Origin of the sequence: Chryseobacterium sp. Marseille-Q3244, from assembly GCF_940807095.1 — a bacterium.
Lineage (GTDB): Bacteria > Bacteroidota > Bacteroidia > Flavobacteriales > Weeksellaceae > Chryseobacterium.
In genome coordinates, this window is sequence record NZ_CALNWX010000003.1 from 219,700 (window position 1) to 235,221 (window position 15,522).

12 protein-coding genes are annotated in these 15,522 nt (G+C 36.3%); 4 read left to right on the forward strand and 8 right to left on the reverse strand.

Going from position 1 to position 15,522, the window contains the following annotated elements:
* Positions 1 to 21 precede the first annotated feature (21 nt).
* From NBX25_RS06875 to priA, 3 genes are all read right to left on the reverse strand, one after another.
* Positions 22 to 1,950 (reverse strand): M1 family metallopeptidase, encoded by a 1,929-nt coding sequence (locus NBX25_RS06875; protein ID WP_250253250.1) that lies wholly within the window; start codon positions 1,948 to 1,950, stop codon positions 22 to 24.
* Between the two features lie 87 nt (positions 1,951 to 2,037).
* Positions 2,038 to 3,507, reverse strand: coding sequence for a D-alanyl-D-alanine carboxypeptidase/D-alanyl-D-alanine endopeptidase (gene dacB / locus NBX25_RS06880; RefSeq protein WP_250253251.1), 1,470 nt, complete (start codon positions 3,505 to 3,507; stop codon positions 2,038 to 2,040).
* A gap of 162 nt (positions 3,508 to 3,669) precedes the next feature.
* A complete protein-coding gene (priA, locus tag NBX25_RS06885) occupies positions 3,670 to 6,117 on the reverse strand; it encodes a replication restart helicase PriA (RefSeq protein ID WP_123908370.1) in 2,448 nt (815 codons plus the stop codon).
* Positions 6,118 to 6,219: 102 nt separating this feature from the next.
* Between priA and NBX25_RS06890 the strand changes: the two genes are divergently transcribed.
* Positions 6,220 to 6,969, forward strand: coding sequence for a sulfite exporter TauE/SafE family protein (locus NBX25_RS06890; RefSeq protein ID WP_250253252.1), 750 nt, complete (start codon positions 6,220 to 6,222; stop codon positions 6,967 to 6,969).
* A gap of 13 nt (positions 6,970 to 6,982) precedes the next feature.
* Here NBX25_RS06890 and NBX25_RS06895 read toward each other — a convergent pair whose 3' ends face one another.
* The 5 genes from NBX25_RS06895 to NBX25_RS06915 form a co-directional block, all read right to left on the reverse strand.
* Entirely contained in the window at positions 6,983 to 7,891 is a 909-nt protein-coding gene (locus tag NBX25_RS06895; RefSeq protein WP_250253253.1) for an AEC family transporter, read from the reverse strand.
* A gap of 182 nt (positions 7,892 to 8,073) precedes the next feature.
* Entirely contained in the window at positions 8,074 to 10,554 is a 2,481-nt protein-coding gene (locus NBX25_RS06900) for a beta-mannosidase (RefSeq protein WP_250253254.1), read from the reverse strand.
* A gap of 119 nt (positions 10,555 to 10,673) precedes the next feature.
* Entirely contained in the window at positions 10,674 to 11,336 is a 663-nt protein-coding gene (locus tag NBX25_RS06905; RefSeq protein WP_250253255.1) for a copper homeostasis protein CutC, read from the reverse strand.
* A 15-nt stretch (positions 11,337 to 11,351) separates the two neighbouring features.
* The gene (locus NBX25_RS06910) at positions 11,352 to 11,918 is read right to left on the reverse strand and encodes a hypothetical protein (protein ID WP_250253256.1); all 567 of its coding nucleotides are present in this window, start codon (positions 11,916 to 11,918) and stop codon (positions 11,352 to 11,354) included.
* 155 nt (positions 11,919 to 12,073) lie between these two features.
* Entirely contained in the window at positions 12,074 to 13,069 is a 996-nt protein-coding gene (locus NBX25_RS06915; protein WP_123908378.1) for an isoaspartyl peptidase/L-asparaginase family protein, read from the reverse strand.
* A 108-nt stretch (positions 13,070 to 13,177) separates the two neighbouring features.
* On the opposite strand from NBX25_RS06915, the gene NBX25_RS06920 reads away from it, so the two are divergent.
* The 3 genes from NBX25_RS06920 to NBX25_RS06930 all read left to right on the forward strand — a co-directional run bounded on the left by NBX25_RS06920 (position 13,178) and on the right by NBX25_RS06930 (position 15,521).
* Positions 13,178 to 13,783: a Crp/Fnr family transcriptional regulator gene (locus tag NBX25_RS06920; protein WP_123908379.1), complete on the forward strand. Its 606-nt coding sequence runs from the start codon at positions 13,178 to 13,180 to the stop codon at positions 13,781 to 13,783.
* Between the two features lie 215 nt (positions 13,784 to 13,998).
* On the forward strand, positions 13,999 to 14,358 hold the full coding sequence (locus tag NBX25_RS06925; protein WP_123908380.1) for a DUF3302 domain-containing protein: 360 nt from the start codon (positions 13,999 to 14,001) through the stop codon (positions 14,356 to 14,358).
* Between the two features lie 5 nt (positions 14,359 to 14,363).
* Positions 14,364 to 15,521 (forward strand): HlyD family secretion protein, encoded by a 1,158-nt coding sequence (locus NBX25_RS06930; protein ID WP_250253257.1) that lies wholly within the window; start codon positions 14,364 to 14,366, stop codon positions 15,519 to 15,521.
* Position 15,522 lies beyond the last annotated feature (1 nt).

Consider the following 15,522-nt stretch of genomic DNA (forward strand, 5'->3'; position numbering starts at 1 on the left):
TTTATATTCTGTAACGTCTCCTTAATGCTTAATGAATTTGATATGTTTTTCATTCACTGTAATAACATAGGCTCCCGGAACCAGTTCTCCGATCTGTATAGCTTTTCCTGGTTGATAAATAGCTTTTCTTACTAATTTTCCATCTATAGCATGAATAGAAAACTCGGTTGCTTTATCTATTCCCTTTACATAAAGTTCATTTTTTGCTGGATTAGGATATAAACCAAAGCTATCCTTTTCTACAGAAGATACACTTAATGTATTATCCTGGACAACAGTAGAATTCTTTTCCAGAATCTGATGTTCAGCATTAAACTGAACACTTGCTATAGGAAACGATATATTTTCAGCAAAATATTGGTTATTGAAAGTATTATTCAATACTAAATCAGCAGTCTGTCCACCTGTTCCGGTAACTTTTACAGGCAGAGGCATTTCGAAAAAGCTTACTGTAGGGCTGCTTTGTGTCTGAGAAACATTCAATGTAATCTGATTACCCGTTTGCTTCCACTTTATCGCATAAGTTGGATACCCTTCTCCATAGATCCAGTCATTAAAAAATTCTGTAAAATCTTTTCCGGTAGACTGAAGTAAAGATGCATTAAAGTCTGCAGTTCTCACATAGTTGTAAGCCAAAGCAGGTCTTCCGTGATAATCTTTAAGTGCCTGATAGAAAATATCATCACCTAAGATCCATTTTATCATTCTTAAAGCATACCCCCCTTTCGCATAGGTCAGCCTACTATCAAAAATTCTGTAGATATCATTAAGCCCGGTATCAGGAACATAAGTAGTTCCCCCCACATTATTGGTAATTAAAGCTGTTTGATTAACAAGATAATTCATAAACTCATCATGGGTCATAATCAGTTTTTCATTGGCAACATGTTCTCCAAAAGTTGCAAAACCTTCATTCAGCCATATATCATTCCATATTCCACAAGTCACTTTATCTCCAAACCATTGATGAGCGAGTTCATGGGCAATAAGAGACTTAGTCCAACCACTCATGGAAGACATGGTCTGATGTTCCATTCCGCCGCCATTAAGATATTCCATATGCCCATATTTTTCATTACGGAAAGGATAAGATCCAAAATACGTTTCAAAAATATCCATTATCTGTTTTGTCCATTCAATATTGGATACTTTTACAGGATCTCCGGCTGTTGATGGGTAAATATAATTGACAAATGGAAATGGAGGGTTTCCGATGGTGCTATTCGTTTTAGCAAAATTTGTGATAGATAGTGCTATAAGATAAGCAGCAGTAGGATACATCGTTCTCCAAAAAGTCAGCTTCTTCCCGGTTGTTGTAGAAATGATTTCAGACATTAATTTTCCGTTGGCAGCTACACTATATTGTGATGGCGTAGTCACTTTAAAATCAAATCTTTCGATCTTATCATTTAAGCTTTGTTTAGTAGGAAACCAGTCCTGTGCACCATACGGTTCATTTAAAGTAGAAAAGACAGGTATATTAGATCCCTGAGTTCCAATTCTGACCGTATTATTTGCCGGGGAACCGGAATAATGTATTGTCAGTGAATCTAAGGTATTTGCCGGAATAGAAGCCGGAAAATCAATTTTAATCTCCTGGGTAGAAAGCTGCTGAAACGGAATATTGCTGCCATGGTATTGTACCTGAGAAACCGACAGAAGATTGGTAAGATCAAAATAAATACTCGCCATACTCTGATTAGGCTTAAAATGCGAGGTCACAGATCCGGAAATATAATGAACAGCAGGATCAACACTCACATCCATTCTCTGGTATTGTAAATCATAATTCAGAGTATTGGGATTCACACTTCCGATTCCCATTTTTTTGGTAAAAGATTTCATTTCCTGTTCTACCAATCCTTTCATTTCAATAGTATGAATCTCTTTTTGACTATAAAGCTGCTGAACCATCAAAAAGCTCAACATCAGCAGGTAAAATTTTCTCATATGCAGAAATATTGTAATATTCAAATATAAAAAAAACCTCTTAATCATTGATTAAAAGGTTCTTATAATATATAAAATAAACGGGTTCTAAAGATCCAGAGCCGGTTCAAGAATCTTTTCCATTCTTTTCTTCACCATATCTACTGATCCTGAATAATTGTTCACCATTAAAGAGAAAACTAAGGTTTTACCAGAATTGGTCTTCAGGTAACCAGCCAGTGTTTTCACTTTATTTAAAGTTCCTGTTTTTGCAAAAACCTGTCCGTTCCCCGTTCCAAGGAACATTCTTTTCAAGGTTCCGGATTGTCCACCGATAGGTAAAGATGTTAAGTAAGATCTGTAATATTTTTCATCCATTAAAGAAGTCAAAAACTTCACCTGAGAAATGGGAGTCACATTATTGCTTCTTGAAAGTCCGCTTCCATCTATATAATTTAGACCCAACATGTCAAAACCAGCATCCTTTAAGTGATCTGTCACTACAATTCTTCCTGATTCTGAAGTCTGATCTCCTAATTTCTGAAAACCTACTGTTCTCAATAACGCTTCTGCCAATGAATTATCACTATGCTGATTCGTATAATATACAATATCACCCAATGTTGGAGATTTGTAAGCAGAAATCATTTTTCTGTTTTCCGGAGTTGGGTCCGTCATCTTTGCAGATACTTTTCCGGTAACAGGAATTCCGCTTTTCACCAAGGTAGTTCTGAAAGAATTTGCCAGATATGCTGGTGCATCCGGAAGTTTTGTTGTTAAAATTCCATCTCCATCATATTTTTCAGCATATACCATCTGATGAGCATAAGGTGAAACGTAGAAAAATTTCTTTTCTGTAGAAAAACCGGATTTCTTTACGATGAGTTTTTCATTAGCCGGATTAATGGCATGTGTGGTTCCTGCAGGCAGATAATAATTATTATTTTCCAACCATACAACATTTTCCGGAAGCATTGCAATATTGCCTTTGAAAAGCGCTGTCTGAATGATAATATCACCATTTACCTTTCGGATTCCCTCACGCGAAAGTCCACCTATGAAATCTGAAATAATGTCTCTATAAGATCCTGCTCCTGCTTTGTTTGTTCCCAGAGATGGATCTCCACTTCCTACTACATACAAATTTCCGTTTAACGTTCCGTTTTCATCTACAGTTCCTGAATACTCCAACTGAGTCATCCAACGATAGTTTTCCCCTAGGAGATTCAATGCTGTTTCAGTAGTCAGTAATTTTGTTGTGGAAGCTGGGACTAACGGCGAGCTTTCGTTGTACGAAGAAATGACCTTCTTCGTTTTCGGGTCATACACTACGAATCCCCAGGTTGCATTTTTCAGCACAGGATCCGCCATCATTGTGTTTACATTAATGTCTACAAGTTCTTTAGCCGACAAAACACTTTTCTCCACCATCGAACTTACAGGCGACGGAAGGTTTAAGCTGTTTTTCTGATTGTCGTAATTCTGAGAGTAAAGAACAGTAGAAACGGTAGATTGAGCCAGGAAGAAACCGGAAGCCAACACCGCTGCACTTGAAATATATTTTCTGAAATTTACCATCTATCCTTTTTTTGTTTTCTATAGTTTGAGCCTGTAGAAAATGATAAGTTAAATCATTCAATAAAAAAGCCAAACACTTAATCAACGTCCAAAAGTAGAAATTATTGTTATACAACGGACCACAGAGGTCTTATAAAAGAGTGTAAAGTTTGTTAAAAATTGTTAAAAATCAACAAAAACATCCTTTTTAATGCTTTGATAAGCAGTAATTTCATCGAATTCTTTCAAACTTATCAAAACCATGTTTTTAAACTTTTCATAGTTTTTCCCACGGGGTAACTTCAGTAAAATCTGGAACTGATATAAATTATTTAACCTGGCAATCTGAGCTCTTTCCGGTCCCAAAATACATTCTTCAGGAAGATATTTTCTCAGAATAGAACCTAGAAACTGAGAGGCACGGTCTACCTTATCATCTCTCCTGTGTTTCAGTTCGATCATAATCAGTTTGGTAAACGGCGGATAGTGGAATTTCTGACGTTCGGTAAGAATATACTTATAGATTTTCGCCGGATTATTCATTTTAATCAGCTGAAATACGGAATGATCAGGATTATAAGTTTGAATCAGGATTTTACCTTTCCCTGAAACTCTTCCCGCTCTTCCGGAAACCTGTGTAATTAACTGATAGGCCCTTTCTTCTGCCCGGAAATCCTGTACATATAATAAGGAATCAGCTTTAGGAATAGCTACCAATTCTATATGGTCAAAATCGAGACCTTTGGAAATCATCTGTGTTCCTACTACAATATCGGTTTCTCCATCTTCAATTTTCTCATACAGCTTTTCATAGGCAAACTTCTTACGCATAGAATCTACATCCATCCTGTCCACCTCATTTTCAGGAAACAGTTTGGATACTTCTTCGTGAATCTGCTCTACTCCTACTCCTCTTTCATTCAGGTTTTCCGAGTTACATTTCGGGCAGGTTCTAGGCTTTGAAGCTCTTTGACCACAATAATGACATTTCATTTCATTGGCCGCCTTATGATACGTCATTACCACATCACAATTGGAGCAATAATTAACATAACCACAGGTTTCACACTCTATAACATTGGCATATCCACGTCTGTTGTGAAGAACGATAGCCTGGTTCTTTTCATCAATTGTGTGCTTAATGGCGTCAATAAGCCTTGTAGAAAAATTTCCAGATACGTTTTTAGATTCCTGAGCTTCTTTGAAATTAATCAGTTCATATTCAGGCAGATTCACATTCCCGAATCTTTCATTCAGGAAAATGTATTTCATTTTATCTTTTCTGGCTCTGTAATAACTTTCAACAGAAGGGGTTGCAGAGCCCAGAATAACTCCGGCTTTATACAAACCACCCAAAACCAGTGCAGCATCTTTAGCATTAAAATAGGGCGTAACTTCCCTTGGTTTATAAGCAGAATCGTGTTCTTCATCTACTACAATCAATCCCAGATCCTGATAAGGTAAAAACAAAGCATTTCTGGTTCCCACAAGAATACGGATATCATTCTGTTTAATTCTTCTCCACACCTCTACCCTTTCGAAATCTGTCAGTTTCTGATGGTAAAATCCTAACTGCCTGCCATATTTTTTTTCAAGTCTTTGGGTAATCTGTTTAGTCAGAGAAATTTCAGGAAGTAAAAAGAGAACGTTTTTCCCTTCTCTGATGCACTCTTCAATTTTCTCTAAATAAATATGCGTTTTTCCTGACGATGTTACGCCATGAAGCAGCACATTTTTTCCTTCTTCAAAAGCTTCATCGATCTCAGATTTTGCTATTTTCTGCTCTTCGGAAAGTTCTTCTATCTCTTCAATTTCGCCTTCATAACTTTCAATCCTGTCTTTCTGCATATAATATTCCTCCACAAGACCTTTGTCTGCCAACGCCTTGAAATGAGAGCTTCCAAAATAGCCGTCTTCAAACAATTCGGCTTTTTTAATATGAAGATCAGGGTTTTCAGTCTGCTTTTCTAAAATTAAAAGGAACAGATCTTTTTGCTTAGGGGCCTTATTCAGCTTTAAAAGAATTTCTGTAAGATTCTGATTGTTTAAAACACTATCATTAATTCTTACATAAGCTACTTCTTTCGCCTTATATTTTTCGGCAATTTTCTCATCAATCTCAATATACTGCAGATCGATCAGAGAATTGATGGTTTTAATAATTTCTTTCTTGGGAATAAATGCTTCAATGTCTGTAAGATTGACCAATTGTCTTACTTCCAGCGCCTGAACCAAGTACATTTCATTGACATCCAGGTTTTCAAAGTCAATAACTACACCGGGTTTTAATTTTAAATACGTTTCGCTCTCCAGTTTTAAGGAAGATGGAAAAGCTAACCTGTAAATCTCTCCGAGGTTACACAGATAATAATCGGAAAGCCAGTTCCAGAAACGAATTTGTTCTTCCGGAAGAATGGGTCTTTCATCCAAAATACTGATGACATCCTTCGCCACAAAGTTATCCGGAGCATTATCATGAAGTTCAAAAACAATTCCCGTATAGATCTTTTTTCCTCCAAATGGTACCAGAACCCTCATTCCTAATTGAATTTCAGGCATTAGTTCTTCTGGAACCTTATAGGTGAAGGATCCTTTTAAATTAAGTGGTAAAACAATTTGAGCGTATTGCAAGGGAAATATTTAAAGTGTAAAATTAGATGTTTCTGAAGAGAACTGCAATTTTTTGTTAATGATTACGCCTATTTTGTATTATCTTTATTCACCATTTTTTTCATGGAAAATTACATTTTATTATTTTTGATAGGACTTATAGCTGGTGCTTTGAATGCGGCAGCTGGTGGTGGATCATTCATTACTTTTCCAGCTTTTATCTATTCAGGCGTTCCTCCGATTCAGGCTAATGCATCCAGTACTGTAGCATTATTTCCTGGTAGCTTAGCCAGTGCCTGGAAGTTCAAAGAGTATATTCAGCCTTTTCCCAATATTTCAATAACGGCAATGATTATTTTTACTCTTTTGGGGGGATGTGCAGGAGGCTTTCTTCTTTTATATACTCCATCAGCAGATTTTAAGCTAATAGTTCCATGGCTTCTTTTATTAGGTTCTCTCGCATTTGCATTTGGAAAACAAGCCGGTAATTGGCTTAGAAAAAGAATTAAGATTGGTTCCGGATTAGTTTTAGGTGCTCAGTTTATTTTAGGAATATATGGCGGTTATTTTGGTGGTGCAGTAGGAATTATGATGATGGCTGTATGGGCATTATTCGGCTTATCAGACATCAAAATCATCAATGCTAATAAAACACTTTTTACAGGAATAGCTAATGCTGCGGCAGTTATTTTATTTATTTCAGCGGGTAAAATATATTGGCCGGAAACCTGTACCATGATGGTTGCTACAATTCTAGGCGGATATTTTGGTGCTCATTTCACCAAAAAACTTGATCCGGTAAAGTTAAGAACCGGAATTATATTCTTCAATTTTCTGATTACCTTCGTTTTCTTTATTAAAACTTTTTCTTAGTAGAAACCTATATTTAGAATATAATATCTATTATCTCATACCACATTGCAGAGGTAAAAAACCCTACAATAATACTGACTCCGATAATCAGGTTGGTTAGCTTTGTATTCAGCCTGAACTGTTCTGCAATAATACTTGAAGTCACTAATGTTGGCATGGCTGCTTCGAATATGGTAATTTTTGCGACATCTCCTTTTATTCCTAACAATAAAGCCATTCCCAATACAATTACAGGTGCCAGAATTAATTTATATAACATGGAAGCTGACATCTGAGGAATAAGCTTTTTCCAGCCATTAAATTTCAATTGTAATCCAACTGAGAACAGAGCTAGCGGGCTTACAGTAGCGGCTAATTTATCAAAAAGAGGTTCTGCGACGGTTAAATCTATAAATTGAGACAGTACCAAAGCAGAAATACAACCAATCAATGGTGGAAATGTAATCAGACGCTTCAGAATAAATACGGCGCTTACTCTTCCGGACTTACTTCCTCCTTTCACGGCCGCAATAATTCCCAACGTTGAAAGGGCAAAAAACATCGTTTGGTCGCAAATAATCGCAATACTCAAAAGACCTTCACCATAAAAAGCACTGATCAAAGGAAATCCGATGAAAGAGGTATTGCTGTAACCGCTTGCCAACTCCAACGTGCTTCTTGACCGCCTTGAATATCCTCTACTTTTACTGTAAAACATTACATAAAAGAAACAAAATACAGACACTAAGAAAGTGGCTGCAATCGGAAAAAGCATTTCCGTTGTCCATTGTACTTTCGGCAGGTATTTGAATGAAACTGCCGGTAGAGCAAGATAAAGAATCCAGGTATTGATCCCCTTGTGGGCATCCGGGTGGATAGATTTTGTTGCTTTGAATATCATTCCTGCAATAATGCACACTGCAATCAGAACAAAATTTACCATAACTATAAAGAAATATGCTGCAAAGTTACGGCTGATTTCTGAGTTGGGAATAGGAAAATTTATATTTTTTTGAGTAAGATTTCGATTGAAAACAACATTAATTAGATAAATAGCTAAGTTTTTCTAAACGTTATAGGTTTTTGAAACCTATAACGTTTTGGTACTGTTAAATAACTTCTTCACTAATTTTCAAAAATTTCAAACAAACTCATCACCTCAACCTTATCCAAAGATTTCGAAAGGGTAATTCTTTTTGATGTCCCAGGTAACAGATCAAAGAAGTTATCACTGAAATGAGTATCTCCGATCAGGTATACATCCTTTGCCAAAACATCTGTTGATACTTCAATTTCTGTTGGCGATATTTTTTTAATGGTAATATTAGGTTTTGAGAGTTTCAAATCTTTAGGTTTAGCAGGAAAGAAAAGCTTTTCAAATTTCACATCTTCACTATCTAAACTTATTTTCAAAATAGCTTTCGATACATCAAATTTTGCCAGATCAGCTTTGTTGATATTTAAAATTTTCTCACTCACATCAGCCTTCAGCTCTTTATTAATATTAGATTTCCATAGCTGTTTTCCTTCAAAATCAATGAGCTCAAATTTTATATCAGCTTTTATCTCTTTCAATACATCACTAATCAGATAGATTTCATAAGCTTTACTATTTTCAGCAACAGAAATCAGTACAGGCTCAAAACTTCTTTTTGTCTGATAGTGAAAAGCCTTCCAATTTCCTAAATAATCAATGGACGACCATGAAACTACCGGCCAGCAGTCATTAAGCTGCCAGTACAATGTTCCCATATTATAAGGTTTTGCCCTACGGTGTGCTTCTATCGCAATCTGCATTCCTCTCGCCTGTAGCAGTTGGGATACATAATTATACTTCACAAAACCTGTGGGTATTGCATAGTCCCGTTCCATATATTTATTAATGATCTCCCAGCCTCTTGCATGTTTTTCATGGGATTTAATAGTGGGATTTTTTAAGTCAAGATCAGCAACTCCTGAAAACATTGACTTTGTGGTAGCTAAAGTTGGCATTCCCTGAAAGCCATATTCAGACATGAAACGTCCTACTTTTTCATTATACATTTCGAAAGGCTGTTCACCCCACCAAACACCCCAATAATGAGAGTCTCCTTCTGTAAGGCTTTCTTTATGTCCCCAGCCGATAGATGGTGAGCTTGGCCAATACAGATTTTTATCCGGTGTAAGGCTTTGTTTCAATGTATTAGGAATAACTTCATGAAACAGCTTTTTATAATCTTTCCAGACCTGCAAAGAATCTGCTTTTGAATAGTTAAACTGTTTCTGATATCCCCAATTGACAATCGCTTCATCAATTTCATTATTTCCACACCATAAGGCAACGGACGGATGATTTTGCAGTCTATTGACCTGATCTTTCACTTCTTCTTTTACATTCTCCAGAAATTCATTATCTGCCGGATAAAAACTTCCTGCAAACATAAAATCCTGCCACACCAAAATTCCGTTTTCATCACAAGCTTTGTAGAATTCTTCATCTTCATAGATCCCACCACCCCAGATCCGGATCATATTCATATTGGCTTCTTTGGCAGCCTTAATTAATTTTTGATATTTTTCCTTCGTAATCCTTGGAGAGAAACTATCTGCAGGTATCCAGTTTGTTCCTTTGATATATAATGGGTTTCCATTAACTTTAAAATAAAAAGATTTGCCCTTTTCATCTTTCTCCTGAATAAGTTCAATATCTCTCAAACCATACGTAACATTGATATCTCTAATAATTCGGCCTCCTTTCTTGTATAAGGAAATCTTTGTAGTATATACAGTAGGCTTTCCTCTTCCATTAGGCTCCCATCTCTTCGGATTTTTGATATTATAAGGAAGTCTAATTGTATTAAAACCTTTATTAAGATGAAATTTATGCATTCCTCTATTTAAGTTAAACCATGTAAAGTACTCCCCCTCTTCTTCAGCGAAAATGTTCATATTAAATGATACCTGAGCCAATGAATCAGTAAGTGACTTTTGCTCAACCTGAATATGATTAACCTTTGCGTTTCTCCAAAACTCCAGTTTTACATCCTTCCAGATTCCTGCTGTTACTAATCTTGGACCCCAATCCCAGCCAAACTGATATTGTGCTTTTCTTACAAAGCTTCGTGGCGATTCCGGCATGGTAAACGGAACCTTTTTTGCCCGTTCTTTTCCTTCATTGACCGCAGATTTAAACTTTACCTGTAACAAATTTGTTCCCTGCTTCAAATATTCTTTCACTGGAATCTCCCAAATCCTGAACATATTATCTGTTTTCTTCAGTAGTTTTCCATTAAGATAAATGTCAGAAAATGTATCTAATCCGTTAAAAACAAGATCAATATTGTCGTAATCAAATTCCTTGAATGATATATCAAAATTAGTCTGATAATCCCAATCTTCATTTTCTACCCATTGAACCTTCTTTTCATTTTCATCCTTGAAAGGATCCGGAATAAGCTTATTCGCCATCAGATCTAGATGAACAGTTCCTGGAACCTTAGCCGGAAACCAGTTTTTATCTTTTGAATTTTTGAACTGCCAGTTTTCAGAGGACAGGCTCCTTTCCGAGTACTGAGCAAAAAGAATATTCTGAATAAAAAGGAAAGCAAAAAGTAAAGTTTTACGCATCAATGATTTTGTTTTGTATTAAAGACAAACAGTAGTTTTGTCATTCCGAGGAACGAGGAATCTCCAGTATTATTGAGATTCTTCGCTATGCTCAGAATGACAAATTGGATATTTAGTGATTATTTATTCTTCAAAGCAATCACCTCATCAGGATTAGCAAAAGATCCTCCATCAGTAATCGCTGAAGAGTGGAAGTAACCGGCTTTTGTAGCTTGTCTTATCTCCTCAATATTTGAGGAACGAAGACCACCGCCTACAAGAATTTCAATTCTTCCATTGGAAAGGGTAACTAATTTTTTCAGGTTTTCTTTTCCTTCTGAAACATTAGGCTTCTGCCCTGATGTGAGAATGGTTGTAAAACCACATTCAATGACTTTTTCCAAAGATTCTTCCAAGCCTTTTGCTCTGTCGAAGGCCCGATGGAATGTACAAGGAAGTGGTGAAGCCAATTCAATCAAAGCTTTATTCTGTGCCTTATTCACCTCATCATTTTCATCCAGAATACCGAATACGAAACCATCAATATTCAATGATTTCAATGCGGTTAAGTCGGTCTTCATCTGCTCAAATTCAGTATCCGAATAAGTAAAATCACCTCCTCTGGGGCGGATCATCACAAAGATTGGTATATTTATTTTCTCTCTTAATTTTTTTGTAGATTCAAAATCGGGAGTTGTTCCTCCTTCACTTAATCCTGAACAAAGTTCTATTCTATCAGCTCCATTTTCAAAAGCAATCATTGCTGATTCAGGATTAAAACATGCTATTTCTATTTTTGACATCGTCTTTTTTATCTTTTAATTAAATTCGGGAATATCTTGCAGTACATCGGCTATCAAAAAAGAATCCTTATCTTTTCTAACTTTAACTTTCACAGGATATATAGCTTTTAATGCTTTATCATTAAGAACAACATCAAACAAATAGCTGTTATCATTTTCAGAGATCAACTGGCATTTTGTTACCTGTACTTTATCCCAATCCTGGCCGGCGATTAAGAATCCAACTCCTATGCCCGCTTTTTTAGTATCGAACTTCCCTTTCCATTTGTCATTGAATTCTTTTTCTGTAAGACTTCCATCTACATCCATATCAACACTCATCGCATCACCTTTATAATCGTAATACTCTTTGGTGGTTATTTTCTGCATATTCTTATCCAGGTTACCAAGATCTGACTTAAAGTACTCTTCAATACTTTTTTCCAGCCATTTTTTCGCTTCTTCTGCTTCATTAGTTTGAGCCTTCGTATGCAGTACCACTTTTTCTTTCACTTCAGGTTCTGGTTGGGTTGCAATTACTTCTTTCTTTTCTTCTTTACATCCTATTATTAAAAATAATGAAGCAATGATCGTTCTTTTCATATTCTATTGGTCTATTTTTTGGCAATGCCGCTTATATTTAGTTTATATGTATTGGTTTATATGCAGATACAGGTAAATTAAAGATTTCCTGCTTTCTTAACCATGAATACAAGAATAATTCATTAGTGCATTCGTGGCTAAAGAAAAATTGTGTATTATTTCACTGCAAACTCAGGTGTTTCCAGGCGATTACCTTTCTGGTCATATACTGCGAAATTAAATCCATCCTGGATGCAATAGGCACCATATTCTCCTTTTTTATTGATGGCGATAAAGCCTACCTGAATATCTTTAAGGTTTTTATTTCTTCTCTGGTTGATCTTTACAATTCTATCTACCGCTTCTTTACAAGCCTGTTGTGGACTTCTTCCCTGTCTCATCAATTCTACCACAAGATGTGTTCCTACTGTTCTGATCACTTCTTCCCCATGTCCGGTTGCTGTTGCAGCTCCCACTTCATTATCTACAAATAACCCGGCTCCGATAATAGGGGAATCTCCTACTCTTCCATGCATTTTGAAAGCCATTCCACTGGTTGTACAAGCTCCTGAAAGGTTTCCTTGCGCATCAAGAGCAATCATTCCTATGGTATCATGATTTTCAATATTAGCAATAGGTTTATATTTACTTGTTTTCAACCATTCTTTCCATTCTTTTTCGGATTCTTCCGTAAGAAGGTTTTCTTTTTTGAAGCCCTGTGAAAGGGCAAATTGTAATGCTCCGTCTCCTACCAACATGACGTGAGGTGTCTTTTCCATTACCCCTCTTGCTACGGAAATAGGATTTTTAATATGTTCCAGACAAGCCACTGAACCGATATTGTAATTATCATCCATGATACAGGCATCCAATGTTACCCTGCCATCTCTGTCTGGGCGTCCACCATACCCAACACTTCTTTCTTTAGGATCTAATTCTACCAGTCGGACTCCTTTTTCAACCGCATCCAGAGCTTTTCCTCCTTTTCCAAGGATTGTCCAGGCTTCTTCATTGGCTTTGATCCCAAAATTCCAGGTTGAAAGAACGATAGGTTTATTGGCAACGGTATTGTTTTCAGGTAATTCTTTCGCCATTAGATCCAATGGATTTACAGCCAGTGCTGCTGTAGCGATTCCCAGTTTTTTGATAAAACTTCTTCGGTTATTATTCATTGTATATCAAAATTATAGTATTAACAAATCTAAAAAAAACTTCTCTGAAATCCTTAGTCTCGCTTAACGAATATTGATATACTATTTTTAGCTATCTTTACTGCTGTAATGGATGCGTTTAAAACTTTCAGGAATATTATTTTCTTTCAGGATTTATCTGATGAGGAAATTAATGTTTTGGTAAGCATCAGTACGCCCAAACTTCTTCGAAAAAAAGAAATACTGGCAGAACCGGGACAGTCTTTTAATCAGTTATTTATTCTTTCCAACGGATTACTGAGATTTTTCTTTGATGATGAAAATGGTATTGAAACTAATCTTTTTTTACCTTCAGAAAAAGAAGCTGCCATTATGGAGAGTCCGGAATCATTTTCGGAAAAAAGTGAAAGAAAATATACGATTGAAGCTGTTATAGAATCTCAGATCTTTTTATTTAACAAAACTGAATTTGAAGAATTGGCATTCCAGCACAGAGGAATTTATAACGCGTATCTGAAATCTTTAAAACAGATCATTAACACTTTAAAGGTACGCACCGAGCAGCTTTGCTCCACCTCTCCTCATTCACGATATGAAGACTTTCTGGAAACCCGTCCTTTCACTTCTCAAAACGCCAATAGAAAGTATATTGCTAATTTTCTGGGCATCACTCCCAATTCGCTTTCAAGGATGACTGCAAGGGTTCATAAAAAAAGGAACGAAAGAAAAAAATAACTTAGGAATACTTTTTCTCACTTTATTCGATCTATTTTTGCTTACTCAAAATACTGTTACACAAATTATTAAAAGCAAAAATGAGAAAAATATCATTTACAAAACACTATCTATTATAGAAATATTATTAGGACTTTAAGTTAGCCAACTGGCATTGATTAATGTTTCGGTTACCATCTTATTTTACATTTCATTCTACCTTATACAATTATATTATGCAAAGAATATCCATACTTCTCTGCCTGTTACTTTCATGCAATTTTGTTCAGGCATCTACAGGCGGCATAGAAGACCATATAGCTGATGGTGCATCCTGGCTCATCTTACTTGTTTTACCTTTTGCCGGGATCTACCTTTTCTGGAAAGTTCACATTTATCCGGAGAAAGTAGCCGAAAAAAAGAATCATCCTCAGCTCAACGCCATAAAAAGTATGTGCCTCCTTTCCCTTGTTTTTGGAGGCCTTTTATGGCCGATTGCCTTAATCTGGGCGAATTATGATTACACCAATCAGAATGAACAAAAAAAAGATTCGGAGACTACCGAACCTGAAGAAATTAACACAATTGAAAATTAACCAACATGCTAGAATTACTCATTGCGATATATGCCGGAATCTGCTGGCTTCTCATTAAAAAGTTAAAATTAATTCCCTGGACATTTACCACTCAGGTTGTGGTATACTCTCTTCCCATTTTTGGATCTATCGCTTTAATATTAAGCCTCAACTACTATTGTCCCATTACTTCTGACGTGAAGGTCGGGAACAGAAGTGTTGATATTACTACTCAGGTGCTGGGAAAGGTAAAAAAGGTGTACGTAAAAACCAATCAGGAAGTAAAGAAAGGGGATACTTTATTTGTATTAGACAGAGTGCCTTATGTACAGGAAATTAAATCGCTGGAAGCGAAACTCAGCAATATGAAGGCTACTGTGAGCTCTTACAATACAGATATTTCTGCTTCCCAAAAAAATATTGCAGGATTACAATCACAGTTGGATTTAGCTAATAAGAGAGTGAATCAATATAAGGAACTTGTGGATGCAGGTGCTGCTAACAGATTTGATCTGGAACAGGCAATAACCAATGTAAATGATCTTCAGTCGCGAATCAGTGCAGCTCAAGCACAACAACAATCTTTGGAAACAAAATCTAATGCTTCTTACAATGGAGAAAACTCTTCAGTATCTGAGATTCAGGCAAAACTGGATCAGGCAAAATGGAATCTGTCTCAAACTGTTGTTTTAGCTCCTACAGATGGAATCATCCCGAATGTTCAGCTTAATGAAGGAGCGATTATGGCTCCATTTAAATCTGCTTTTGTTTTGATCCAGAAACAACAATCTGTTATCGGATTCTTTGCACAGAATGAACTTGAAGCGGTAAAAAACGGTGATGAAGTAGAGCTGGCTCTTAAAACGGAACCGGGAAAGGTGGTTAAAGCCAAACTAGAATACGTCATTGATGCTACCAGCCAAGGAATTATGAATAATGCCGGAGGAATGCTGGGTGGAAATGGCTCTACTGCAGGTCTTCCTGATACTGCCAGACAACTGCCGGAAACAGACGGAAAACTGATTGCTAAATTTATACTGGAAGACCATCAAAAACAATTGACTGTGGGCGCCAGAGGAACTGCGGTGATCTATTCGGATCATATCAAACCTTTACATCTTATCCGAAAAGTAATGGTACGAATCAACAGTAAAATCAACTTCCTGATCCTTAAACTTCACTAAT